24 protein-coding genes and 2 pseudogenes are annotated in these 25,160 nt (G+C 36.9%); 3 read left to right on the top strand and 23 right to left on the bottom strand.

The window, feature by feature from the left end; translation table 11 throughout:
- Positions 1–21: 21 nt before the first annotated feature.
- Both ACXAH2_RS07020 and ACXAH2_RS07015 read right to left on the bottom strand, forming a co-directional pair.
- Positions 22–1,287, bottom strand: coding sequence for an oligosaccharide flippase family protein (locus ACXAH2_RS07020; RefSeq protein WP_475077462.1), 1,266 nt, complete (start codon positions 1,285–1,287; stop codon positions 22–24).
- A 128-nt stretch (positions 1,288–1,415) separates the two neighbouring features.
- Positions 1,416–1,619: a hypothetical protein gene (locus ACXAH2_RS07015; protein ID WP_475077461.1), complete on the bottom strand. Its 204-nt coding sequence runs from the start codon at positions 1,617–1,619 to the stop codon at positions 1,416–1,418.
- A gap of 157 nt (positions 1,620–1,776) precedes the next feature.
- Here ACXAH2_RS07015 and ACXAH2_RS07010 point away from each other — a divergent pair.
- Positions 1,777–2,861, top strand: a protein-coding gene (locus tag ACXAH2_RS07010; RefSeq protein ID WP_475077460.1) for an IS3 family transposase whose coding sequence is annotated in 2 segments (ribosomal slippage) — positions 1,777–2,038 and positions 2,038–2,861 — 1,086 coding nt in all. Because the reading frame shifts where the segments join, the coding sequence is not laid out codon by codon here.
- Positions 2,862–2,893: 32 nt separating this feature from the next.
- A pseudogene (locus tag ACXAH2_RS07005) lies at positions 2,894–3,151 on the top strand (transposase domain-containing protein); the annotation flags it as partial.
- Here the strand turns inward: ACXAH2_RS07005 and ACXAH2_RS07000 are convergent.
- The 11 genes from ACXAH2_RS07000 to ACXAH2_RS06950 all read right to left on the bottom strand — a co-directional run bounded on the left by ACXAH2_RS07000 (position 3,058) and on the right by ACXAH2_RS06950 (position 14,568).
- Positions 3,058–3,396: a sugar phosphate nucleotidyltransferase gene (locus ACXAH2_RS07000; RefSeq protein ID WP_475077459.1), complete on the bottom strand. Its 339-nt coding sequence runs from the start codon at positions 3,394–3,396 to the stop codon at positions 3,058–3,060. The pseudogene ACXAH2_RS07005 and the gene ACXAH2_RS07000 sit on opposite strands and share 94 nt — an antisense overlap.
- A gap of 89 nt (positions 3,397–3,485) precedes the next feature.
- Positions 3,486–4,610 carry a glycosyltransferase family 4 protein gene (locus ACXAH2_RS06995; RefSeq protein WP_475077458.1) on the bottom strand — a complete coding sequence of 375 codons (1,125 nt, stop codon included), beginning with the start codon at positions 4,608–4,610 and terminating at the stop codon, positions 3,486–3,488.
- Entirely contained in the window at positions 4,607–5,740 is a 1,134-nt protein-coding gene (locus ACXAH2_RS06990) for a glycosyltransferase family 4 protein (protein ID WP_475077457.1), read from the bottom strand. Before ACXAH2_RS06990 ends, ACXAH2_RS06995 begins: the two co-directional genes overlap by 4 nt.
- Positions 5,737–6,921, bottom strand: a complete 1,185-nt coding sequence (locus ACXAH2_RS06985) for a hypothetical protein (RefSeq protein WP_475077456.1) — start codon at positions 6,919–6,921, stop codon at positions 5,737–5,739. The genes ACXAH2_RS06990 and ACXAH2_RS06985 overlap by 4 nt, the downstream gene beginning before the upstream one ends.
- A 4-nt stretch (positions 6,922–6,925) precedes the next feature.
- Positions 6,926–8,026, bottom strand: coding sequence for a glycosyltransferase family 4 protein (locus tag ACXAH2_RS06980; RefSeq protein WP_475077455.1), 1,101 nt, complete (start codon positions 8,024–8,026; stop codon positions 6,926–6,928).
- Positions 8,026–8,667, bottom strand: a complete 642-nt coding sequence (locus tag ACXAH2_RS06975) for a CatB-related O-acetyltransferase (RefSeq protein WP_475077454.1) — start codon at positions 8,665–8,667, stop codon at positions 8,026–8,028. The genes ACXAH2_RS06980 and ACXAH2_RS06975 overlap by 1 nt, the downstream gene beginning before the upstream one ends.
- Positions 8,668–8,678: 11 nt before the next feature.
- Complete coding sequence (locus ACXAH2_RS06970; RefSeq protein ID WP_475077453.1) at positions 8,679–10,040, bottom strand: hypothetical protein; 1,362 nt, start codon at positions 10,038–10,040, stop codon at positions 8,679–8,681.
- 4 nt (positions 10,041–10,044) lie between these two features.
- Positions 10,045–11,421 (bottom strand): lipopolysaccharide biosynthesis protein, encoded by a 1,377-nt coding sequence (locus tag ACXAH2_RS06965; protein WP_475077452.1) that lies wholly within the window; start codon positions 11,419–11,421, stop codon positions 10,045–10,047.
- Positions 11,422–11,441: 20 nt separating this feature from the next.
- The gene (locus ACXAH2_RS06960) at positions 11,442–12,410 is read right to left on the bottom strand and encodes a Gfo/Idh/MocA family oxidoreductase (protein ID WP_475077451.1); all 969 of its coding nucleotides are present in this window, start codon (positions 12,408–12,410) and stop codon (positions 11,442–11,444) included.
- A gap of 1 nt (position 12,411) precedes the next feature.
- Positions 12,412–13,383, bottom strand: a complete 972-nt coding sequence (locus ACXAH2_RS06955) for a hypothetical protein (protein ID WP_475077450.1) — start codon at positions 13,381–13,383, stop codon at positions 12,412–12,414.
- Positions 13,384–13,695: 312 nt separating this feature from the next.
- Positions 13,696–14,568, bottom strand: coding sequence for a hypothetical protein (locus ACXAH2_RS06950; protein WP_475077449.1), 873 nt, complete (start codon positions 14,566–14,568; stop codon positions 13,696–13,698).
- A 554-nt stretch (positions 14,569–15,122) separates the two neighbouring features.
- Between ACXAH2_RS06950 and ACXAH2_RS06945 the strand changes: the two are divergent.
- Positions 15,123–15,497: pseudogene (locus ACXAH2_RS06945) on the top strand (transposase); the annotation flags it as partial.
- A gap of 409 nt (positions 15,498–15,906) precedes the next feature.
- On the opposite strand, the gene ACXAH2_RS06940 reads toward ACXAH2_RS06945, so the two are convergent.
- Genes ACXAH2_RS06940 through ACXAH2_RS06895 form a run of 10 tightly spaced genes read right to left on the bottom strand, consistent with a single transcriptional unit; the run spans position 15,907 to position 25,154 of the window.
- Positions 15,907–16,587 carry an SGNH/GDSL hydrolase family protein gene (locus ACXAH2_RS06940; protein WP_475077448.1) on the bottom strand — a complete coding sequence of 227 codons (681 nt, stop codon included), beginning with the start codon at positions 16,585–16,587 and terminating at the stop codon, positions 15,907–15,909.
- Between the two features lie 29 nt (positions 16,588–16,616).
- Entirely contained in the window at positions 16,617–17,558 is a 942-nt protein-coding gene (locus ACXAH2_RS06935) for a Gfo/Idh/MocA family protein (RefSeq protein ID WP_475077447.1), read from the bottom strand.
- Between the two features lie 29 nt (positions 17,559–17,587).
- On the bottom strand, positions 17,588–18,361 hold the full coding sequence (locus tag ACXAH2_RS06930) for an oxidoreductase (protein ID WP_475077446.1): 774 nt from the start codon (positions 18,359–18,361) through the stop codon (positions 17,588–17,590).
- Positions 18,361–19,050, bottom strand: a complete 690-nt coding sequence (locus ACXAH2_RS06925) for an acylneuraminate cytidylyltransferase family protein (protein ID WP_475077445.1) — start codon at positions 19,048–19,050, stop codon at positions 18,361–18,363. The genes ACXAH2_RS06930 and ACXAH2_RS06925 overlap by 1 nt, the downstream gene beginning before the upstream one ends.
- Before the next feature lie 3 nt (positions 19,051–19,053).
- Positions 19,054–20,037: a Gfo/Idh/MocA family protein gene (locus ACXAH2_RS06920; protein WP_475077444.1), complete on the bottom strand. Its 984-nt coding sequence runs from the start codon at positions 20,035–20,037 to the stop codon at positions 19,054–19,056.
- A 3-nt stretch (positions 20,038–20,040) separates the two neighbouring features.
- Entirely contained in the window at positions 20,041–21,105 is a 1,065-nt protein-coding gene (locus ACXAH2_RS06915) for a nucleotidyltransferase family protein (protein ID WP_475077443.1), read from the bottom strand.
- Between the two features lie 19 nt (positions 21,106–21,124).
- Positions 21,125–21,772 (bottom strand): acetyltransferase, encoded by a 648-nt coding sequence (locus tag ACXAH2_RS06910; protein ID WP_475077442.1) that lies wholly within the window; start codon positions 21,770–21,772, stop codon positions 21,125–21,127.
- Positions 21,765–22,838, bottom strand: a complete 1,074-nt coding sequence (gene neuB / locus ACXAH2_RS06905) for an N-acetylneuraminate synthase (RefSeq protein WP_475077441.1) — start codon at positions 22,836–22,838, stop codon at positions 21,765–21,767. Before neuB ends, ACXAH2_RS06910 begins: the two co-directional genes overlap by 8 nt.
- 1 nt (position 22,839) lies before the next feature.
- Positions 22,840–24,003: a UDP-N-acetylglucosamine 2-epimerase gene (gene neuC / locus ACXAH2_RS06900; RefSeq protein WP_475077440.1), complete on the bottom strand. Its 1,164-nt coding sequence runs from the start codon at positions 24,001–24,003 to the stop codon at positions 22,840–22,842.
- A complete protein-coding gene (locus tag ACXAH2_RS06895; RefSeq protein ID WP_475077439.1) occupies positions 24,000–25,154 on the bottom strand; it encodes a LegC family aminotransferase in 1,155 nt (384 codons plus the stop codon). Before ACXAH2_RS06895 ends, neuC begins: the two co-directional genes overlap by 4 nt.
- Positions 25,155–25,160: the final 6 nt, after the last annotated feature.

The following is a 25,160-nucleotide window of genomic DNA, read 5'->3' as shown; positions in this document are numbered from 1 at the left end:
AACTCTCTTCACAATAATAAACTAATCTCGAATCGAGAACCAGTCCTGATAAGTTACCCCGAAAAAAGATAATACGATAAAAATCTCAGTCAACAGCAATGCAACTGCGGCACCTCGATAGGAGTATAAATAAGTCAAGCAAACACATAAAACTAAACTTAAAAGAGCAGAAAACAACAAAATATAAAAAAAAGTTTTCTCTCGACCTGTATTCAGTAAAATTTGAGTGCCAAAAATATTATTTAAAAAAATCAACAAAGGAATAATCAAAATTAATTTTAATACCCAGGTACTGTCTTGCATTTCATTACCATACAAAAGATTAATAACCCCATCGGCAAAAAAGTACACTACACACAAAATAGCTAGGTATCCTGCTCCACCTAAATAGGCAATTTTTTTTAATTTCGCGATAGCACCAGCTTTATCCGTTACTATTTTTTTTGCTATCAACGGAAACAAAGTATTAGTTACTGGAGTTTGCGCCAAAGCTAGGGCTCGCATAATTTTTTCTGCCGCAACATAATAGCCCACAGCTACTGGACCTGACACCCCCCCTAATATAACAATATTACTAGAGCTGAATAGAGTAATTTTCATTTGGGACAAAAAAACGAACCAGCCATCAACTAGACATTGTCGTACTTCCACAAAAGATGGCCTTTTAAATGACACCCTGTACTTAACATGAATCAAATAAAGAGCAAATAGTACAGATAAGAGAAAACCCAAAGCAGTCAAAATAGGCACCCAAAGGTAATCTTCAGGACCAGAGATGAAAACAAAAATACCAACGGTTAAAACTATCTTAGCAAAGACGCTTAGATAAGATACATACTTCATAGCCTCCATCCCCTGGAAAAACCAAATAGGAAAATAAGCTTGGCAAATTACCACTAAGAATGAAGCAAGATATAAAGGCCAATATTCAAAAAAAGAGGGTATAAGAAGCACAAAGACTAAAGAGCAAAAAAAACCTACGACAAGCAGCGCTGATTTAACAACCATTACATTGCTATAAATACAATTTATAGCACCTAGATCATCTCGATTAATTGAAATGTCACGAGTTGCAGTAAGGTTAAAGCCGTAATCCGACAATACGACAAAATAGTACATAAATGCGGTAACAAAAGCCAACTGACCAAACAGCTCCACCCCCAATACTCGAACTAAAAAAGGAAGAGTCAAAAGAGGTAAAAAAGTATTAATAGCTTGCATTAACGCCAAAAAAGAAGCGTTAACCAAAAAACTCTTATTCTCTGAGCTTAGCGCATAAAATTTCATATATCTTTCATAAAATAATTATTCCAGTTGGTAGTGCCAATCATTAATCCCCCATGCTCGGCACGATGACGATGCATTTTACTTTATGACGACAGCCTAGATCTACCTTTTCATAGTTTTCCCTAAGGTCAATGCAAAGTGGTTTGATGAATATGTTCTTCACGGTTTTCTTGTTTAATTCGTTTAACTATTTTCTTCACATCTTGCGATTGGTTCTTATCCATCACTAACACCGCATCTGCGGTTTCGACGTTAACCAAGTCTTGCATACCAACAGTTGCTACAAGGCGAGACTCTGAGCGAACCAAGCAGTTATTTGTGCCTTCTGCCATTACATCGCCTAACAGTACGTTCTGATTTTCATCTTTATCGGCATAATCATATAAAGCATCCCAAGCACCAATGTCACTCCAGCCCCCTGTAATCCCCCCAAAAAATGATTGGGATTTTAAGTAGAGAGTTTTATGATCAATGAATCAGGAGCAATCTATGAAAAAGTCACGTTTTACCGAAAACCAGATCATGGCGATTTTGAAGCAACATGAGGCTGGGATGTCGATCCCAGACCTTGCTAGGGAGCACAACATCAGCTCAGCCTCCATCTATCAATGGCGAGCTAAGTATTGTGGTATGGACGCTTCTATGATGAAGCGTCTAAAAGAATTAGAGGCGGAAAACACCCGACTCAAGAAGATGTATGCTGAAGAACGGCTCAAGGCAATGATTCAACAGGAGGCGCTTGAGGGAAAGCTGTAAAGCCATCTCGACGTCGAGAGATGGCCAAACAAGCCATTGTGAAGCATGGCATTTCAATTCGCCTTTCCTGTGTCTGTATGGGGATCAGTGAAACCTGTTTTCGCTATAAGAGGGCCCTCTCAGAGGAGAATAAACAGGTAGCTGATTGGTTGTTACGCCTCACACAAGCAAACAAGCGTTGGGGCTTCGGTCTGTGTTATCTGTATCTTAGAAACGTGAAAGGTTTTCCATGGAATCACAAGCGGGTGTATCGCATTTACCGGGAGCTTGAGCTGAATCTTCGCATCAAGCCTCGCCAGCGTATTTTGCGTGATAAGCCAGATGAATTGAGCGTACCGACAGCCCCCAACCAAGTCTGGTCAATCGATTTTATGAGCGATGGGCTATCTGATGGCCGCAAGCTAAGAACGTTCAATGTGCTGGACGACTACAACCGAGAAGGTTTGGCTATTGATGTTGACCTGTCTTTACCTAGTGCCAGAGTAATACGTTCACTTGAGCAGATCATTGAGTGGCGAGGCAAGCCAGCAGCCATGCGATGTGATAACGGTCCAGAGTTTATCTCTAGTCAGCTTGTGAACTGGGCAACGAATAATAGAATTACGCTTTTATTCATTCAGCCAGGTAAGCCAACGCAGAATGCTTATATTGAGCGTTTCAACCGAACAGCGCGACATGAATGGCTCGATCTTCATCAATTTGAATCCGTCGAGCACGCACAATACCTTGCCACGAAGTGGTTATGGACGTACAACAATGAAAGGCCAAACAGCGCCATTGGTGGCATTCCACCTAAATGGCTTATGAAGGCTGCTTAGGCTCTACTTTTGCCCTCTATTAAAAATGGGGGGATTACACCGAACTCCAGTTAGACAACAATCGTGCGGAACGAGCGATTAAACCGTTCGTTATTGGACGTAAAAACTGGCTGTTTGCAAATACAGGCAATGGCGCGAAAAGTAGTGCGGTTCTCTACAGTATTGTCGAAACCGCAAAAGCGAATGGGTTAATCCCTTACGAATACTTAGTGACGTTGTTTGAAGAACTTCCGAAGCGCAATGTAGAGGACAGCCTAGAAGACCTGTTACCTTGGAATATTAAGCTCTGAGATAGAAACAAGGTGTGGTTGCCCGTACGCTTACGTAACTGTTGTGCGATAAGAAATCTGTGATCCTCATTACAGACCACGATAGGATCAGCAACATCCAACGAGTGAGTGCGAAGTAGAGTTTGTTGAAGCAGACTAAACCCTTGATCCGTAAGAGGCAGACATTGTTTAGGGAAATGCTCACGAAAAAGCGGCCAAAGTCGATGACCTACACCACCCGCAAGGATAATTGGAATAATCTTCACACAAACTCTTCGTCGTTTGAAATTAACTTTATTGTCGCCAGAAGAGCCTATCAAAACCGAACAACAATAAATACATGAACCACTTTCAGTTAGCAAGATTTGCTTAACAATGTGTCGTAAATTGTCATGTGCATATTGATAACTTTTTCAATAGCAAATTCACGCTCTGCCAATACTCGGCCAGCCTTACCCATAACCTTTCTTTTTTCTGCGTTGAAGATCAAATCTTGAAAAGCATTCACTAAAGACTCTGCATCTCTAATAGGTACTAAAACACCGGTACCAGAATCTATTGCATCTCGGCAACCAGGATGATCTGTTGTGACGACAGCACGGCCACAAGCTGCTGCTTCTATTAATACTTTAGGCAAACCCTCACCATAATATGAAGGCAAAGATATTATATTTGACTGTGCAAACAAATCAGAGATATCAGAACGATAGCCCAGACATTCTATCAAACCTTCAGCTTCCCAAGCAGCTAACTGCTCTGATGTGACTGTATTATTACCTGGATCTGGGTCACCAATCAGCCAGAACCGCGCTTCAATATTACGCATTTTTAGTATGCGGGAAGCCTCTACAAACTCCTGAATGCCCTTATCTTTTAATAATCGAGCAGCAAGTGAGATAACAGGCACGCCAATAGGTTCAGACAGATAAGGATAATGTTTTAAATCAACACCAGCACCTCGTATGAGAGTCGTTTTTTCGCATTTCAAAACGCCCCAGTCAACTAATAAATCACGATCATTTGGATTTTGAAAAATGGCAACTTGATTTTTATGCGAAAATGCCGTGTGATACAGCGGATAAAGAATGGAGCGCAATATTTTGTTCTTTAAGTCCTGAGCAGAAAACAAAATCCCCAAACCCGCTACCGCCGAAACAACAGCCCTGACACCTGCGAAACGAGCTGCAATGCCTCCGTACAAATAGGGCTTAATAGTGACTAAATGCACAAGATCAGGTTCTATTTGTTTAAAAAGGCGGTGTAATGCAAAGATCGTAGAGAACTCTGTAAAAGGGTTCATCCCCTTACGTGACATATTAACAGAATGATACGTAAAACCAGCCTCAGAAAGTGCAACAGGACACTCACCCGGCGCGATTATATGTACTTCCACACCTCTAGCAAGCAACGCTAAGCCGATAGGCAGACGATGAGAGATAAAGTAATTAGCATTATTCACTACGAATACCATCGACTTCATACAATAATACCCCAAACGTGATGATACCCGGTGATCATTTTTTCTATACTAAAGTTATTCACAATTCGATCACGACTAGCGTGTTCACGTAATTTCCAAGCTTCTGGGTTATTCATTTTTTCATCTATTGCTTCAAGAATCGCATTAGATAATGCTTGAGGATTTTTAGGTGGAATAATCCACCCTGTATCACCCACAATCACAGCTGCATCACCCACATCAGTGGTAACACATGGCTTACCGCAAGCCATAGCTTCTGCTAAAACATTAGGAAAAGCTTCACCAAATGAACTAGACAAAACATGTAAATCCAAACCATTCATTACAGAGGGAATGTCAGACCTCTGATCTAACAAAAGGATATTAGATTCAAGGCCAAGCTTTTTTATCCTTTCAGTAAGACTGAAATTACTATGATTTAATTCACGACCAACTAATAAAAACTGAAGATTTGGAATAACTTTTTTAACAATTGATAAAGCTTTCAACAAGCCAAAATGATCTTTCTGCGAATCAAATCGTCCGACCATTCCCAGTAAAATTTGATCAGATGGAACTTGCAGTTCATTTCTAAAAGATAAGGTCAACTCCTTACTGGGATTATAAATTGATAAGTCATAGCCATTACCAATTACTGACATTTTTGAATTTTTGTATCCTAACTCAGCATGAACTTGCAGGGCTTCTTGAGCACAACACACAATACCTTTTGGAATTAGGCCACTAAAATACGCACAAAGTCTAGCAATAAATATCGTTGCTTTTTTTGACTTACCTCGTTCAAGTGTAGTGTGGCGAATATTCCAAAATATGTTTTCAATGCCTGCTAAACGAGCAACAATCCCACCAATTAAATCTGCATGATACATCCAGGTCTGAACGATAGAACCCTTGTTGTTTCTTAATATAAAAAAAAGTCTAAAGAGGCCAATAATAAAATTGAATACATTAGATTTCATTTTTAAAGAAACAACTTCAACACCCTGATTGAGCAAAATACTTCCATACTTACCATTATTAGTTAAAGAAACAACATAGTGTTTATTTAAAGAATCATTCATGCAGATTCTATAAAGAACGCCCTCTGCTCCGCCATCTTCTAACCCAGAAATAACATGAATTATCTTCATAATTTAGAAACACCATTAGATTTTTTTGAATAGAGACGATCATAATCAAGTGAAGAAAAAAAGACTAATAGAGTGAAAGCCCAAATATTTTTTGTATAGAACACAAACTCCTTGAAACCATAAAGCAATGTGATAATTAATATCAAATATATTAAAATCTTCCTTTTATTAACAATAAAAGGAGAAAGAGAAAACAAATATATATAATAAAACATAAAAAATGGTGAAAAAACAATCCCGAAAGAGTATATCAACCTAATATAACCAACATCAGAATGGGTGTAAAAGTAATCACTACGCCCCATACCATATCCACCCCATAAAAAATCAAATGAGTTGGGAATATGATACATACCGAAAATATTTGTTGCAAACTGAGAATCCCCGCCTGTAAAAAAAATTATTATTTCAGAGGCTCTTTTCAATTGTTCAGACAAAACCGATAAAAAAGTAAAATCGAGAAATAAAACACTAACAAAGACCAACGTCAACAATAAAAAAAACGACTTAATATTACGAAAAAAGAAAAAAAGGAGAAAAACAATACTTAATAAAAGACCAACTCTTCCAACAAATAAAGTCGAAAAAGTCAAACTAGCTGCACCTAGAAAAATAAAAAAACATGATCTTTTTGATTGAGCATCTTTCAGCAAAAAAAGTCCAAGCAGCACCCCAAACGATGTCAAAAGAGATAATTGAGATAAAGAATAAGTGAGACCTGAGGTACGAATACCAGCTTTAACCGAATCGGTGTAATTTATATATTTCAACGCCCCATTAAGATAATATATAACCTCACGAAAATCCTCACTAAAAATCATAAAGAAGACCAAAAACGAATGTAAAACTATAGAATAAAAAACAGACATTAAAATAGAGTATGAAGAATAACCCTTACCTTTCAAGTAAAAGCAAAAAAAGTATATTCCAAAAATTGATACGGGTATTCTAATAGCTTTTACTATAAGAGAAGTATCCTGACCATTAGTAGTTAAAGCAACATAAAAAGACAGAATTAAAAGAAGCATTACACAAAAATAAAAAAATAGAGAATTAGGAATTTTTTTAAATAAAAAGACGAAAGAAAAACACAGGCAAATTAAAAAAGAAATGTCAAAAAAAACAATTCCCAAAGGAGGAAAACCAAAAATTATATTAAAAACAAAAAAGTATAATAACACAACATTATCTCAAAATATTTAACATTCTATCAACTCTACTAGACCAGGTATACTTATCAGAAAAAACTTGTTTTGCAGAAGAAACAAAACGATTCAAATAATCACAATCATCACGTAAACGTTCTAATACTGAAACCCATAACTCAGCATCATCCGGATTCAAAAGGATTGCACAATCATCAGAGAGAATATCTCTAACTGAAGGTATATCCGAAGCAACAATAACCTTTCCTGAAGACAAATATTCAATTATCTTAATTGGATTTTGATACAAGCTTTGATCAACACTCTTTCGCCCATAACTATAGACCCCACTACTGCTATATGGTGCTAGCAATACATCGCATGCTGACCTAAAACTGTCTGTATCTGATGGTGCTATATGGCCATAAAACACAATATTATCACCTGCTTTGTGTTTTAAGTTGTCAATTTGATCCTGGGTTCCGCCAGCTATGTGAAACCTAATACCGGAAACCATGTGAGAAATATCCAATATCATATCAATACCACGACCTTGATATAAACCACCAACATACCCAACATCTAAAACATCACTATTATTTTCGAAGTAGCACGAAGAACAATTAGAGGCCTTAGATCCATTAAATAGGACCTCAACTCCATTACGAGGCAATAGTTTTTTTTGGGCGAGTTCATTTTTCAGAAAGTTAGAATTAGTCGTCACATACAGTTTTTCACTATTACGAACTAAACGCCAGAAAAATCTTTTTAGTCGTCTTTTATTCCAAAATGGAGAATGCACGTCATATACAACTTTAAAACCACACAAAGAAAATAACACTACGCCATAAAAGCTTCTTGAAACTACTAAGTCTGCTTTAAATAAAAACCCTATATAAAGAGACCAAAAAAAATAAAAAACCTTACTAAAAAAACCTGTATTATGTAAAAGTTTTATTTTAAAACCTTTTGACACTCCATAATAATCATAAACATCAGAGCATAACTTAGCATCACCTTTATATCCTAGTAAAAGCGTTTCAACACCTTTTTCGGAAAATTGCTCGCTCATATTAACTACATGAATACTGTTAGCGGCAAGTGAGGGAATAAAAGACGATGACTGATATATTAACTTCATTATTTAAAATACTCCAAAATCTCTTTTTCGTTCATCGAAAAGATCTTTTTATTTACAGTAAGCTCCTCTTCAGGCCACTGCCACCATCTAGATCGCTCAAGGGCTTCAGACACTCGATTATCTTTGAACCTATTACTTATTTTTTTTGCAGGTACACCTCCATAAATAGAATACGCAGGAATGTCTGAAGTTACGACACTACCCGCCGCTACAATACTTCCTCGACCAATAACTACTCCTGACAATATAACAGCATTTGTACCTATCCACACATCGTCTTCAATAATGACAGCGCCCTTTGAATATATATCTTTAAACACAGACTCTCCAAAAAGGTTACGATGAATATAAAAAGAAGTTACTCGGCTATAGTTGTGACCATACTCCTGAATAGTGACCCCAGGAGCAATTGAACAAAAACTTCCAATTTCTATATGATTAATTTTGGCTGTTAGCTTGGTACCAGGCCCCATAATGGCAGTGTAGCGACCAATTGAAACTTTATTCGAGCAGCTTACTCCAGATGCAATCTTGGCACCTTTACCAATTGAGCTAATGACATCAAATGCAACATTACTATTTAAGGCAATAGAAACTTTTCTTACTTTTCCTCGTAGGACTTTAGCTATTCTTTTAATCACATGATCACCTACTATACTTGATAATAATAACTTTTATCTAAGTCAGAGTGCATTCCTTCTAGCTTTTCAAAATCGACCTCGCTAGCTTCACTAACGAGTAATGCATGTCCAGCCTCAACAACATTTTCCATGTATTCAACACCAGCACTTTTGACAAGTATAACCTTAGCACCAAGAAAAATTGACTCATATATTGCTGCACTATTTACACCAATAATGTAACGACTCTCTGCTATACTATAATATAAATCAGTTTCGCCTTCATCTACGATTATGTTTTCCTTCAAACTTATGTCATATAAATCAGGGATAACAGATTGCCAATTAATACGCTCCTTAGGGTGAAGTCTGTAAACATAATAGTAGTTGGGATGTTCCTTAATCATTGACAGTAAAAATGAAACCAAATCCTTAACATTTCCTGGTTGAGAAATAATCAGAACTTGTTGTTTTTTTGTTACACTCAAATATTTATTGATTTTTTTTGTCAAATATGGATAACCATAGCTTTCTAAAGCAACCTGATTGGTAGGTAGATCTGTTGAATCTTCCCAGTATTTTCCAAAGAGTTTAATCTCATCTGGGAAATAAGGTACAACTATAGATTCAGGGAAACTGTAGCCTAAATGAAACTTTCCCATTACACCATGTTGAAATTCTATCACCCTGACACCCATATCTTTAGCTGCACTAATAAGCCCCTCTTTGCCATAAGAACAAACAATATATATAGATGAACATTTTCTCCGCTTCAATAAGCTTTTATATTTTACATATTGGAAATCAAATTCAATCATTTTTTCTAAGAATAAATTATTCAGATTCAACGAAAAACCAAAATTGACGTAAATATAACTTTCTAAAGATCGGATTTTATTTTTCAAGTCAGAAGATAAACCTCTCCTAAGAAACTTCAACTTCATTTTATAAAAAAAATCATACCGGATTGAAGTAGCAAAACTTCTGAAACTGCTAGCTTTTTCAAAATGTTGACCTTTATGCCCTATATCGACAACTTCAAAACTTATAGAAGACTTTTTAAGCTTTTCTATATAGTCGAAGGTAAATGGGTCAATATAATTATCGGCGTCAACTCTAATTTTCCTAGAATTCTCAAAAATCAACACATCTACATCACGACTTCGATTAAATGATGAGAAAAAAATACCTTCATATAATAGAGAGAATAGACGCTTAACAAGATTAGATCGATTAAAACTATCACTTCGTTTCTTAATCTCACCAGCACTTTCTAGTATTGAAAAAAAAACTTTAAACCTAACAAGTCTCCAAGGATAAACTCCATTCTCTATTATATCAAAAAGTTCTAGATCTCTTTCCATTTTTATAAAAATTTTATAAAATCTTTTCAAAACTTCACCTTAGACTGTAAAAACATTTTAATTTTTTTCTATATAAAAAAATAGTAACCAGAACAAAAAGCAGATAGAGAAATTTAAAATAAAATAAATAATTTTCAGGTATCACCAAGATAAATAATACTGACAATAAAGATACTAGAAATAGCTTCATCTTATGGAGAGAAACTGTATAGATACCTAGCAAGTATTTTGATACAGCATAACCTAGAAATGCCATGATAAAATAGGAAGATAGTGTGGCATAAGCCGCTCCTAAAACACCATAACTTGGAATAAGAAAATAATTGAGAAGAACATTTATAAGAGCACAAAAAATGCCAATAATGGAAGTGTATATTGTTTTTTTACTATAGCTAATTCCTCTCCCCCACATTTGCCAAAGAATTATATATAAGGTAGAGGACAAAAGTACCGGAATAAGCTCGCCAACGCCGTCATAACGTTCATTTAAAAATAACTGTGAAACATCACCTAAAAAAAGCATAAGAAAAATAACAAAAAAAGATGAAAACAATAAAATATATTTAACATCTCTATCAAGTAAGTTATAGTTTTTATTATTCATATATGAAAAATAATCAGGATTCCATCCTTTAGAGAACATAACAAATATTGTCCATGGAATCATACTGATAGCGTAAGCAACACTATAAACTCCTGTTGATTCAATGCTATCATACTTACTCAACATAATTCTATCGATCTGGGATAGAATGAATCCCGACAAGCTATATGGTAACAAAAATACAGAGTAACCAAATATATACTTAACACTACTCATTTTAATCGTAAGTTTTAGACTAGATCGTATTTTCAAAAAAGCGAATACAAAAAAAACACTCTCAGAAACAAGCACACCATAAAGTAAATATAAAACATCTTTTCCAGCTATAAAAAAAACCAATCCAAAAAAAACTGTCAAAATTGATTTTAAACCTGTTACGAGGCTATACTCTCTACTCTTTTTCATTGGAATTAAAGTTTGTGTGTATACTCCAAAGAAAATTTGCGCTGCTACAATAAAGAATATGACATTTCCATATTTTGAAAAATTAAAACCAAGCACATCACTTAAGGAGTCAGGGTCTAAAAAAGAAAAAAAGCCATAAAAAGTCAGAAAAACGAAGCTCATCAACCATACAGTTGACGACAGAAATGCTTCTAAGTCAACGCCGTCCTCGTAGTAGAATCTTGCCACAGAGGAATGTAAATTTAGACATAAAAGCACTCCACCTAAAGAAATATAAGACATTAAAATAGCATATAAGCCATAATCTGAAGGTGAAAGGAGGTATGTATAAAAAGGCAATGAAACTAACCCAATAGCCTTTATAAACACTCCGTTTAAAAGATAACGAATAATATGTTTCAAAAATCAACATACCTTAAAAATCAAGTTATTGGGCATAAATCTAATGATTCGGATCGAGTTTCATTTATGAAATCAAGAAATCTTTTAATAAATACTTTATGGATTGAAGATGCCTCATCATATTCTGTTAAGTCACACGATCCAGATTGCAACAAATTATTGAGAACTTCACCAGTAAGTTCACTTTGGAAATAGACAATTCTTTCTTCAATGATCTCCGATTCCTTATTACTAATGTCATTAATACGATACCAACCAGACGACTCATCAATAAATATATTGAACAGACCACTAGAAATCGAAATCTGCATCGGTGACTTTTGACTAAAGCTATTTAGTATGAAATTGGTTTTATTTGAAAAGCCTGTAATTGCACCTGTAAACTCAAAGAAATTGCTCCTTTTACTGACCTTTATAGTTGAATCAACAAGAGCGAGAGAAAAATCAAAGTTATTGTCACCGCTTAAAAAAGCTATAAGGTCTACAAAGTGTAATGAGTTACAGCCTAACCCCCACCCCCCCCCAGAAACTGAGAAGTTTATTTCGTTACACTCTCTCATTTTCTGCTTTAATTCTTTGTATAGAGGGAAACAGCGTCTTGGATGATTAACCCAGCATTTCGTACCTGCAACTTCTAATATTTCTTTGAACATTTCATAATGTAGCGGATTTTGAAAAAGAACTTTTTCTAAAATAAGAAACTTTACTCGCTTTTCTTCAAGCAACTGTCGCGATACCTCAAATCTTATATCAGAATTCGTAGCCACCACTGCTAAAAAAATATCAGCAGATAACTCAGACACATTATCTAAGAACGCAATCTTATTGTCATATTCACCAATCTCGCTAAGGCGAACCAGCACATTTGCTCTTGCGGCTGTGTTAGGTTCAACTACTTGAACTTCCATATCTGAATTAGACTTTAGAAGCCCTTGCAAATGCCTACTACCAAGTTGGCCAGCCCCAATTATCGCTAATACATTTGTCATCTTAGTTCTCTTTACTAGGTTTAATTTGGCCGACAGCTCTTCCAGTTACTTCAGTTTTAAGATAAGAATAATACTTCTCCATTTCGACAAACTTTTCACCTTCTAAGAATTTACCAACTTCCCACATATTACTTTCAAACCAAGACCCAGCAAAATGAAGAAAGTAATTCGAATAAAGAGAAGATTCAATACATTCTCTAATTAATAGCTCATCATACCTACCATGCTTATATAAGAAAGGATACTTCCAGGCCACTTCATATACCCAAATAGCCTGAAATCGATAATTAAACCAACTTACTTCCCCCCAGTTTAAAAACTCATAATTCAAATGTGTTTGGTCTCCGCCCCCAGTTATAGATGATGTGTTTCTAGGATATTTATGAAACCATTTTTCCATTAGATCACTGTGTTTTTCAATATTAAACACAAAGAAACCTGCACAGAAAATATCGTTTTGTGGCGCTAGATCGTGGTATTTATATAAATTCTCTGTGGATATAAAAAGGGCTGAATCAAGAGGATAGTCATGACTATAATGCGTATGCCTCAAAAAAGCTTCCCGACGTAAAGTTTCATCAATAGGCTGTGGCAATCCCTTTCTCAATGAAACTAAGCCTATGGCATTTTCATCGTATCCTTCGAATACATTTGGGGCAAAGGGGTTGATTAATATGTCCGTATCTAAATAACAAACATTGTTAATGAAGAAATCTAGTTTTCTTAAGCGACTACCCAATAGAAGCTTTTGCCAGGTAGCCTTTTTCCAGTTTTCATGCTCTTTGTCAATTAAGTCACCAGTTATAACAATAATTCCTAGATCATTATTTTCGCAATACTTCTCCCACAATGGAAGAGCCAATCTTTTCCATTGACTTAAATACTTATCACCTATAGCGATTGTCACAAGATAGTTGAAACTGCTTTTAGACTCCCTAATAACATCTATGTTATTTTTATCTGTTAAAACCACTTTATTAAACCTCTATATTTTTTAAAAATTTCACTTTTAAATATAACTCGACAAACTAAAATAAATCAAAAGCAAGCCCCTTCAAAAATAACAATCACTTTAAATCATATAAAACAATATCTAATTCGGCGTAAATTCTTTCTATCTACGTTACACTGTAAAATCTAAACAAAATTTAGACTACATTAACCAGAAAGCTTCCCCTTAGCATCAATAAGGATCAAGCAGTAACTTTCATAACTCTTGATTTGCAATCATTTCAAAAGCAGAAATTTTATGTCAACCAATAAAGACAATAAAAATAAAAAGCTTTTATCCACCAAGGGCTTTTAAATACGGATCATGATTACTATTAATAATCGATAAAAAGCTACTATCTCGTTTTGCAACAGCAGAGTAGAGACCTGGATGAAAGTTTTGATGAAACATTACCCTTTTACCAAAGTCTTCTTTATAGACCCCTTTATGAAGCCCTTCTGTATCAAAAATATAACAAGTGCCAGCGGGACCAATTGCTTGAAAAATCTCATATATATGTTGCACTTTATTTTGATCAATATATTTTCGATCATAATGTGGCTGCTGATAAATGTGGCTTTTAAGACAATATTCCATATGAACCGAATCAGACCCAAGGTCTTCAAGTAAAATCATTATAGATACTTGCCTATATGTATCCGAGTGATAGATCTTAGACGGAGGCGATTTTTTATTAAATTTCTCCATACTACTTTTTATAATACTTGCTTCTTCTCTAATAAGAGCCTGCCTTCCATAGTAGGCAGAAATAAGTTCAATAAGCCCACTTTTTTTATACAAGCCTAATACTGCTTCGTGGTCATGAGGCACTATTTTTTGCTGATCTAAATCTACGCTATCTTTTAAATTTACTAGCTCATCAATATTGTCTAACTGAATTTTCGCTATACCCTTTTCTCTAAGTTCATTCAAAGCACTATTGGGGCAGCTCGAATTTAAAAAAATTGAATCTAGTTTAGAGTCAGTTTGACAAGAGCAATATTTTTTAAAAAGTAGCCTTCTATAAATAGAAGGCGCCTCTGTCAAAAACCGAGATCTTGGAGAAAGCTTTCCTGGATCATGAATCAGCATGCCGCTAGAAAGCCTAATCGATCTAGCTAGCTGCTTAATTCTCTGTAATGGTGTAGGCTTGAAATACAAATCCATATAGATCCCTCACATATTAAAGGTTTCATTTAGAATATAAAAAAATCATTGCATAACAGTTTCATTTAGATAAATATAACAATAGCTCTTAAGTTTCATATGAAGTGTTTCATTTTCTTTTGCCGAGCTATAAAACTACATTTCTCTCTTCCTTCTTGTAAAAAACACGCTGACAAGTTTTATATTTATACGCGATACAATTAGCTAGGTAATAGCGCATTGACAAACAGTAAATTAACAAGAAAAGTGTTAATGATAATTTTTGAAACACCAAAGGACTAATGTTAAGTATATAGCGCCCCCAGATTAAAAACCTTATCAAAATAAGGGAGTTTTCTGAATGACATTCCAATGGAACGGTTCCTCAGCAGTATGAAAAATGGATAGCACTAACTGTTATCTTTACGTATCAGAATAATAACGAAAAATCATCCACTATACTAGAGAATATGCGAATAAGTCGGTAACATGAGACAATCTCGCCAACTCAAGCCTCTTGCGATCACTACCAACCATGAACGAGCTTTCTTTCGCCGATACCGGATTTACCTGCAAACGCCGGTAATAGTCTTCGCCCCTATCCTTTATCTACCATGTTGCGTATTCATTTTATGCAGAACTATTACAGCATGGGGTACCCAGCGATGGAGAACGCTCTTTACGAGATTACCTTTATGCGGCTGTTTGCTGGGCTATCCTTAGACAGGGCGATACCCGATCATACAACCATTATGAATTTCAGGCACTTATTAGAAAAGCATAAGCTTGGACGAAAACTATTTGAAGAAGTACACAAATGGCTGTCCAATTCAGGCATCTACTTTAAAGGAGGCACCATCGGGGACGCGACTATTATTGATGCCGCTAGTTTGACCAAAAATAAAACCAAATCACATGACCCAGAAATGCATCGTAAGCGTTTAGCAAATACAGGCAATGGCGCGAAAAGTAGTGTGGATCTCTAGAGTATTGTCGAAACCGAGAAAGCGAACGGGTTAATCCCTTAGCGATGTTGTTTGAAGAACTTCCAAAACGCAATGTAGAGGACAGCATAGAAGACCTGTTACCTTGGAGTATTAAGCTCTGAGATAGAAACAAGGTGTGGTTGCCTGTACGCTTACTTTGCACTTGGAAACATACTACGAGTAAATCAGATGATAAGGTCTGCACGGGGGTAATCCGTCTTGATGAAGGGAGTTGGAGCTTTAAAGCCTCCAATTAGGAAGCAAGACACGCTAAAAACTGAGATTTTAGGCAAATTGAAAAGCAAATCAAGTCTGCAGTGATTTAGCGCTAAATCGCACGTTCCCTAGGCGACAACTACCTTGAAAAACGCCGCTACAACTCTCTCTTTAAAATTTCGAAAATTTTATTAGATACATATTCATTACCCAAAGAATTAAAATGATGACCATCACTTATGAAAGAAGCTTCTTCATCAAAAGAGTCATAAAAATCTTCTAAATAGCCTGACAGAAAAACACTTTTAAAAAGCTTATTATACTCCCTTATTGCAGTTTCGACCATACTATTTTTTTTAGATAGCTCAGAGCACGCGGGGGCTATAGGAATAACCAAAACCTTTTCGAAGCTTAAGTTTTTTTTAATATGATTCAGATTTTTTAAAAACTCATCCTGGCTGACATACGATATATCTCTGAAAGAGACTATTTTAGAATAGTATTTTTTTATAAAATTATGGACAACTTTACCTAAAATAGGAGTTTTTTTAAACACATTAACTTCCCACTTTTTCAATGCTCTAGGATAACAATCTACTATCCCTATCTGTAAAACAATTATTTTCACTTCATATGCTTTCAAATACGCTTCTATATCTTTCTTTAAAGATCCACTATCTCTACCTTGTTTTATATCAAAATAGCATAATATATCTTCTCCTCTAAGCATTTCTTGTACTTTGTATGGCCAAGAAGAATGAGCAGGAATATATTCAGGAAGAACCCTTGCAGCCCCTAATGAATCAGTTATGAATAGCACACCTGAACATTTTTTCAATTTCTCTCTCCTAGACATCAATTACTTTATTAATTATAGCCTGCCATCTCACAATATATTTTCACATGACGCACATGATCATTTAATTTGCACAAATTCACGTATTCACTATTTAAAAAAGCCGCTACCTGCCTATAGAGTCCTGGTTTGAAGTCAATATCAAGTGCATCATCTAATTCCAAAAACTCTGATCTTACACTACCCAACTTCTGTAATTGCAGTTTTTCCATAGGTCTAAAAATAAGCCTATAGTTGCTTGTGAGAACTTCGACACTCCAACGTCCCGGAGCAACCCAATTACCATGATATGAAAACAAGGCCCCAGACTCTGAAACGCCAGCCCCAGAGTAGTTATGAGATCGTTTATGCCAGTCTACTCCACCGTTGTAGAAACAAGATATCTTTTGGGGGAAGCCACCCAAAAAATAAGCCATGTCAGCAACATGGCTAGTATTAGCCATAAACCAGTTTTCTTTTACGAGGGCTCCTTTAGGATTATCTTTAATTACATGCCCCCACTCAGTAAGCTCAAAGTTAAAACTCTTAACCCCACCATCTTCCTTAATGAGCTTTTTAGCCGTTTGGGCTGATGCATAGAATCTTCTATTATATGCAACATATACGCGAGCACCTTTAGAAACACAAAAATCAGAAACACCTTGTATCTCATCTAATGTTAATCCTCCAGGCTTCTCCACTAAAATATCTTTAATACCGAAATTTACTAACGCTTTGGTCGTATTTGCCAATTGTTCAATTCCGGTAGCGACAATTGCGTGACTAAAGTCGTTCTTTTCTAAAGATTTTAAGTACGAATCTATGCCCCCTGCAGCAACCTGCACACCGACTTCCTGACTAAACTTATCTGCGGACTTTTGACTACGCCCAACTACACGAAAGTCAATATTTTGGGCAACAAGAACCTTAACATACTCTTTTGCCATATTTCCTGAGCCGACTATTAAAACCACCGATCACCCCACTTTTTAAGTCTTAAAAGCTAATTACTAAATCCATCATCTACTATGATATTTTGAGCTGTTACATAACGTGATTGTTCAGAAAGTAGAAAAAGAACACTGCCTACTATTTCCGTTGCTTGTAACATACCTACACCATTTGTTTTCTCTTTATATGCATCTAAAAACAAATCTGGTTGTCCATCATAAATACCACCAGGGCTCACACAATTAATACGAAAATCACTATTTTTAACATAAGAAACGACATATTTATTTAAGTGAATAATCGCAGACTTTATTGCCGAATATTCCACAGGCATTGTCATTTTTGTATTTTCATATATATCAAATTTTGGAGCAACTACTCCATAAATAGACGCTATATTAACTAAAGAAAAAGGAGCTTTTGTTTTTAAAAAGTACGCAGCAGCCTGTTGTGTAAATAAGAACATACTGCCTAGATGCATTGATAAGTTTTCGTTAAAGCTATCTAAACTAACGTCGAAAAAATGCTTTCCATATTCCTTATTTCTCGGATATGTTGAATTTACAGCGCCATCAAGCTTAAAGTCAGAAGTTGAAAATAGATTTTTTACACAATCCTCATTTGTAATATCAAATTCCACCAAGGTAACTTCTTTGCTATCAACAATTACCCCCTCCGAGAGCAAACGTGTTTTCATGGCCTCAGTGTTTAAATCAGCAGCGATGACTTTTGCCCCCTGCTGCAAAGCTTCTGATACAATTTTTGAACCCAATAACCCTCCAGCTCCTGCTACTAATAATGTTTTATTTTTTAATAAGTTATCCATTATCTCTGGCCTTTCAAAATAGCTTCTGCGAGCATAAAATCATAGATATCATCAATATCAACAGCCCGCTCTTTAGGAACTTCTATGCAAGCAACCTTCCCACTAAACAAACCATATTGCTTAAGTACAAACTCCGTAGTTGTAGCATAAACGACTGTAGTTATATCGAAAACCTGAGGAGTATCTTGACGACGACTAAAATCCTTTTCAGGCCCCACAACAAGCTCAACGAAGTTCTGTGAACTCTTTTTAACCATGTTAAAGTATGGACTTCTACTAGCAGGGGTTACAGAAATACAAATATCCGCATTAGCTATTACACGCCTTTCAATAGCATTCTCGACATCTTCGACACTTCGTAAAGGACTGGTGGCTGGTAAACTGACAAATCCTTCAAACGAATTATATTTTTTAGTAACCCATTCAACTGCGTGACGCCAGGATAGCCATTCAGGACTTGTATCAGAAGCCAGTTCTTGCGGCCTTTGAATAACAATCGCACCATTAGATAAGGCAATATCGGCGATATTTTCATCATCTGTGGATACAAATACCTTATCTATCGAAGAGCAGGCTTTGGCCGTTTCAATCGAATATTGTAATAGGGGTTTATTTAGTAAAGGCTTGACATTCTTTCCTGGCAATCCTTTCGATCCACCTCGAGCAAAAATAAAAGCATAGTTTGACATAATTTAGCAAAACCCTCTCGGTTTAATATGTAATGATTTAATACCTTGGATTAAATCAACAGTTTGATGAGCCTCACCTAACTGAATACAAGAATGAGCTTTACCATCTATGCAATTAACAAAATCATTTACCATATTCAGGTACATCTGATTTTTGTCCCAATTCAAGTCACTGTAAAGGACTGTCGTTCCATCTTGCTTTATGAGCTTTACAATGTTATCTATCAGATCCCACTCTAAAGCCCCCTCACTTCCGACAAATCTACACTTCCTATGAGCTTTGCGCTGCAACATATCCATATGGACATTTATCACAACCTTTTCATCGTTCCTCAACACAAGATCAACACAATCTTCGACTTCCAACCCTAACTCTTCACTACACCTTAAAACAGCATGCTCTAGACTTAATGAACCAAGTAACCACTGAACATAATCTAACTCATGACTTAGCTCTAATAAGGCCCCCCCCCCTAAACTTTCTTTGGCAGAAACACATTTTCTATAATCCGAATTTGGACGCCAATAAGGAAGATACTGACCTATCTCAATATGAGCATTATATAGTTTCCCCACAACGCCTTCGCAAAGCACTTGTTTAACACACTTTGCCGAAGGTAAATATCGTAAGCAATAGCCTACCGCGACAGGTGTCGAATACCTTTGCGCAGCTTCTCGCAATAGGAGAGCATCAGAGGAGGTTACTGAAAGAGGCTTTTCTATTAACGTTGGAATACCAGCTCGTATTAACGGGAGAGAATGTTGAGCATGAAACGGCGCAGGCGATGCTACAATAACTAGCTCTGTATCAGCTAAAAGGAGTTCCTCGACCGAAGAAACAAACATATCACAGTCATTTATTTGTTCTTCTGGTACTCTCCCGCTAGCAGACATAGCGAGCAATTTACTTTTTGGAAAGAGTCTCTTTAGGTTGTTGCGATGTCTTTTCGCAATATTACCTAGACCAATAACAGCAAGCGTACGCATAGATCATTCCATTTCCAAGGTATAGATATCTGATTGAGCTCGGTTAAAATCATCCATTCGCCCAATATCTAGCCAATATTCATGGATTGGGAACATTAATATATTATCTCGCTCGTCCATGTGTTTTTGAAGTAACGTGGGCATATCTATTGGATAATTTTTAGGAACAGATTCTACAACCTTAGGTGAAACGATATAGATTCCAGCATTCACAAAGAAGCGCTGTACGGGCTTTTCCTCCATACTTTTAATTTTATCGCCTTCTCCAGTAATTACTCCGTAAGGGATTTGATATTCATACTCTCGAACGCACATTGTCGCGTCTGCATTATTTTCTACATGAAAATTCAACAAACGTTCAAAGTTCACTTTTGTTAACACATCACCATTCATCATAATTAACGGAAGATCTTTCGGCATATCATCAGGCAATAAACCTAATGCTCCCCCCGTTCCAAGAGGGGTTTCCTCATGCACATAAGAAATACTAATTCCAAATTTACTACCATCCCCAAAGTAACTTCTTATTTGGTCTGGCATATAATGAGTTGATATGTAGAACCTTTCAAACCCGAATTTTATAAAACCCTTTAAAATAGTCTCTAAAATAGGCTTTCCGCCAATTTCAAGCATTGGCTTAGGGCAATGATCAGTAAGAGGTCTAAGCCTTGTACCAAAACCACCCGCCATAATAAAGACAGGATTTAAGTGTTTTGGCTTATTAACTAAAGCATTATGGAGAGTTTCTAACCCTATCAATACGTTATTAGAGTCAATTATCGGAATAAAAAGAAGGTCTTTTTTATTCATAACCTTAATAATATCTTCCCGATTAGTACCTAATGTAACGGTAACAGGGTGCGAATTCATTACTTCTTCGACACTAGAGTCTAAACCTATACCCCGCAAGAGCGCTCGCCGTATATCACCGTCAGAAATAACGCCTTTTAGTACATATGACTCGTCAATAACCAAAGCAACACGAAGAGCTTCTTTATTTATTACTTCAAGCGCATCTCTTAAAGTATTACTTGGCTCAATTAATGCCTCTTTCCAACTATTCTTCATAAAAAGCCTACAAAAAAATTCAATAATCACGAACTTCAGTTCGACACGAATAACACAGCTTATCTGGACCAACATCTTTAACTATTGATGCCCCAGCGCCAATTATGCTGTTTTCCAATATTGTAATTTTTTGAATGATTATGGCTCCAGCACCTATAAAAACAGAGGAACTAGTTTCCACTTCTCCACAAAGTGTGGCCCTAGGAGCAATATGATTATAAGGCCCTATCCGACAATCATGCTCGACTAGCGCTCCTGTATTTACAACACTGTGCCTCCCTACAATAGCTCCTGTATGGATAATTGCCATCGGCAAAACCTGAGCACCTGCCTCTATAATGGCAGAAGTAGAAATATAGGCGTTATCAGCTATAACCGTTTCAAACCGATAACCATGCTTAATAAAGTATTCATTAACCTTTTTCTTAAGGTTCGATTTCGGAGTCATGCCAATACCATTAACCAACACAATTTGATTTTGATCATAAGAAAGCACATCATCATCTTTTCTGAGGTGCGTAATGCCTTTAAAGATTGACCGCCCTTCGATATCATTTGGGCTAATTACTGAGACAATCTCCCTACCTTGAGAGAGCAATATCTCAGCAAGCACAGCTGCGTGACCACCACCACCTATAAGTATAATAGGACATGCCTGCTCATTCATCGATAAGCTCTCCAGCTTGGTAGTATTTGCTTGCTTTGCTGCCTATAAGCTCCCAGTAACGATATGGAGAAATCCCAGTACCTGGACGCTTAACCGTTAAGTTTGCCTCACTTAATTGATCACCTTCTTTGATGTCTTTTGCTGCAACAAGACTTTTTCTAGCAACAGCTTTATTTTTAATTTCAGAGACCGTTGGAGTCTTAACCGATGAACCAAGCGCAGCTTCTACTTTGCGAATTGCGCTGACCATTGCTTCAAGTTCTTTTGGCTCTATAGAAGCTCTATGATCCGGCCCTTCCATGGTTCTATCTAATGTAAAATGCTTTTCGATTAATGTCGCACCACGCGCCACAGCGGCAATCGGAATCACAATACCCTCACTGTGGTCTGAATAGCCTACTGGCAAGCCAAATGCGCTACCAAGTGTATTCATTGCATTAAGGTTTATCTCTTCCATTGGAGCAGGGTACTCTGTTGTGCAATGCAAAATCGTTAATTTATCTTTCAGAGCTTCCTGCCCCTCTCTTGAACCATAAGCTGCTTGAAAAGCACCAAGAGTGGGAACTTCACCCTTACCAGCTATGTAGCCAAATGCAATCACTCCCAGTACATTTTCAATTTCAGATAAAGTAGCCATACCCGTAGAAACTATAAGGTCACAGCCTGTTCGAGCATGCTGCAACACCAGAGGTGCATTAGTGATCTCACCAGAAGGAATTTTAAGACGATCTAGCTTCAAATCATTGACTAAAAAATCCAAACTTTCACCATCAAAAGCTGTTGATAAAAATTCTATTCCCAACTCATTGCAATAAGAAACAAGCTTATGATGAGCTTCATAACTTAACTCTAAACGACTCAACATAGCCAACTGAGATTCTTGCTTACCCGTATTAGCAACCTGATAATCGGCCTGAAAAGCCTCCGCGGTGACTAAGTTTTTGGCTTTAAAGGTCTGAAATTTAACAATATCAGCCCCCGCTTCATAGGCTTTATCTACTAACTGAAAAGCAAGCTTTTCATCACCATTATGATTTACACCGGCTTCTGCAATAATGAGAGTCATATTAATCAATTACCTTCACGTCATAAAAAGATTTCACCGCAGCGAACTTCAGATTTTTCAGTATTGAAATCACTTTCTGGCTAGCGTTACCCTGACCGTAAGGGTTATGTATTTGAGCGTTCTCCTGTTTGTAACTACCGTTAAGAGCACTTTTTAAGGAAGATTGAATAGCTAATGTTGCGGCCTCACAGCGCAACACACTAGCAGCAGCCAAACGACCTTTTTGTCTCATACCAATATCAACAGTTGGCACATTAAACGAAGGCACTTCGATGATACCACTAGAAGAATTCCCTACTACTGCGGCAGCATGTTTAATCGCACTGAGATAACGAACTTGGCCCAAAGAAGGAATCGCTAACACACGGTCGGAGTACTTAGAGGCATATGCCTCAAGTAACGGAATAATTTTTCGACCACCATCATCAGCATTTGGATATGTAAGAATGATCTGAACATCAGGAAAAGCATTTAAAGCATTCAACAATGCATTAAATGAAGAAACAGGGTCTTCGTCAGCCAGCGTAACTGGATGATACGTTGCAACTAAATAAGGCTGGCGAAGCGGAAAATTGAGCGACTCACTCAACTCTTCTACAGACATAAAGCTTCCTCGCTTTAAATGATCCAAGCCGATAGCACCGACATTAAACACCCTATCAGGCGCCTCACCAAGCTGAATCACGCGCTGACGATACTCTTCCGTTGACGTGGCGTGTAAATAGCTTAACTTGGTAATAGCGTGGCGGATAGCGTCATCGTAAGCACCTTCTGTAATCTCGCCACCATGTAAATGTATAACTGGTATTCTTAGAATCATTGCAGTCTGAGCGGCTGCTAACGCTTCAAATCTATCTCCTAGGATAATCAAAGCATCGGGCGCTAATCGTGAAAGTGCATCTGCAAAGCCCAGCACACCCAACCCCATACTTTTAGCTATACCAACTGCGGAATCAGATGATAAAAGAATTTCTATTTTTTCATCTATTGTAAAACCGTCTTTTTCTATTTGTTTGTACGTTTCACCAAACTCGGGTGAAAGATGCATGCCAGAAACAAGCAATTGTAAGGATAATTCAGGGTCAGCCTGAATATCTTTAAGCAACCAGTATAAAAGCCCGTATTCAGCACGAGTCCCTGTAAATACCGCTATTTTTTTTGTCATACCTCAACTCCATCTGAAATAGGTGAGCTAGGCAAGTTTATTAGATGAGCTTCCATGAACTCTGAATTAGTTAGATCACCTCTTAACGAATTAGAGAGAAAAGGCAAACGATGCATCAACTTCCAAATAGGACGAGTCATTACACCCGCCTCATTAGTTGTTTTCAATAAACGGTCTCGTGATTCTTCATCGGGACAAATCACTGCATTTAGCCAATAATTTGATTGGGCATAATCTGGTTCAACGACAAAATCAAATTCCATATTGGAAAAAAATGCTTGATACTGCTGAGCGATGAGACGTTTTTGTTGAAGAAAAGCAGGTAATGACTCCATCTGTGCACAGCCTAAAGCGGCGTTTAAATTCGGTAATCGATAATTAAAACCTGGCTCATCATGAAAGAATTCATAAGGGTGTGGCACTTTCGCTGTTGTCGTCACATGCTTGGTATGTTTTCCTAATTCAACATCCCTGCATAACACCATACCACCACCGCCAGTCGTAATAACCTTATTACCATTAAAGCTTAGCACACCAAGATCACCAATCGTCCCTGTATGCTTACCTTTATAAAAAGATCCTAAACTTTCAGCAGCATCTTCCACAAGAGGAATATTCCACTTGATACAAACAGCGACAATTTCATCTAATTCTGCTGGGTGGCCAAAGGTATGCATAGGGACAACAGCCCCGATTCGTCGATTATTCGCCTTATGAAAGCACCCTTTTTCGTTACTATATGCATTGTCAGTTAAGTAGTTATCTAAAGCGACAGGGCACAGCGACAAACTCACTTTTGCCACATCAACAAAAATAGGCTCTGCACCCATATGATGAAGTGCGTTACAGGTCGCAACAAAGGTTAATGCCTGCGTGATAACATAATCATCTGATTTCACGCCTGCCATATAAAGTGCCGTATGAAGTGCAGCCGTACCGTTAACTGTCGCAATAGCTTTGGTTGTGGCCGTATAAGCTTCTATCTTACGCTCAAAATCTTCAACAAATTTCCCCACACTAGAGACAAATGTACTTTCTATTGTCTCTGTAACATACTTCAGCTCATTACCATTAAAAGTTGGCGCATGTAACGGAATAAAATCGTTAGTGCGATAAAGCTCTCGGATAAAACTAACTACAGCTGCACTCATTCAATA

The organism is Marinomonas sp. ABL3_031 (assembly GCF_056161265.1).
The sequence above is the reverse complement of the archived record's forward strand: the minus strand, read 5'-3'. Positions and strand labels throughout refer to the sequence as shown.

What these genes read in the sequence shown, in the direction of transcription:
- ACXAH2_RS07020 (WP_475077462.1), bottom strand. Translation starts at nt 1,287, where the DNA reads ATGAAATTTTATGCGCTAAGCTCAGAGAATAAGAGTTTTTTGGTTAAC.
- ACXAH2_RS07015 (WP_475077461.1), bottom strand. Translation starts at nt 1,619, where the DNA reads ATGGCAGAAGGCACAAATAACTGCTTGGTTCGCTCAGAGTCTCGCCTT.
- ACXAH2_RS06995 (WP_475077458.1), bottom strand. Translation starts at nt 4,610, where the DNA reads ATGAAGTCGATGGTATTCGTAGTGAATAATGCTAATTACTTTATCTCT.
- ACXAH2_RS06990 (WP_475077457.1), bottom strand. Translation starts at nt 5,740, where the DNA reads ATGAAGATAATTCATGTTATTTCTGGGTTAGAAGATGGCGGAGCAGAG.
- ACXAH2_RS06980 (WP_475077455.1), bottom strand. Translation starts at nt 8,026, where the DNA reads ATGAAGTTAATATATCAGTCATCGTCTTTTATTCCCTCACTTGCCGCT.
- ACXAH2_RS06960 (WP_475077451.1), bottom strand. Translation starts at nt 12,410, where the DNA reads ATGACAAATGTATTAGCGATAATTGGGGCTGGCCAACTTGGTAGTAGG.
- ACXAH2_RS06950 (WP_475077449.1), bottom strand. Translation starts at nt 14,568, where the DNA reads ATGGATTTGTATTTCAAGCCTACACCATTACAGAGAATTAAGCAGCTA.
- ACXAH2_RS06930 (WP_475077446.1), bottom strand. Translation starts at nt 18,361, where the DNA reads ATGGATAACTTATTAAAAAATAAAACATTATTAGTAGCAGGAGCTGGA.
- ACXAH2_RS06925 (WP_475077445.1), bottom strand. Translation starts at nt 19,050, where the DNA reads ATGTCAAACTATGCTTTTATTTTTGCTCGAGGTGGATCGAAAGGATTG.
- ACXAH2_RS06920 (WP_475077444.1), bottom strand. Translation starts at nt 20,037, where the DNA reads ATGCGTACGCTTGCTGTTATTGGTCTAGGTAATATTGCGAAAAGACAT.
- ACXAH2_RS06915 (WP_475077443.1), bottom strand. Translation starts at nt 21,105, where the DNA reads ATGAAGAATAGTTGGAAAGAGGCATTAATTGAGCCAAGTAATACTTTA.
- ACXAH2_RS06910 (WP_475077442.1), bottom strand. Translation starts at nt 21,772, where the DNA reads ATGAATGAGCAGGCATGTCCTATTATACTTATAGGTGGTGGTGGTCAC.
- neuB (WP_475077441.1), bottom strand. Translation starts at nt 22,838, where the DNA reads ATGACTCTCATTATTGCAGAAGCCGGTGTAAATCATAATGGTGATGAA.
- neuC (WP_475077440.1), bottom strand. Translation starts at nt 24,003, where the DNA reads ATGACAAAAAAAATAGCGGTATTTACAGGGACTCGTGCTGAATACGGG.
- ACXAH2_RS06895 (WP_475077439.1), bottom strand. Translation starts at nt 25,154, where the DNA reads ATGAGTGCAGCTGTAGTTAGTTTTATCCGAGAGCTTTATCGCACTAAC.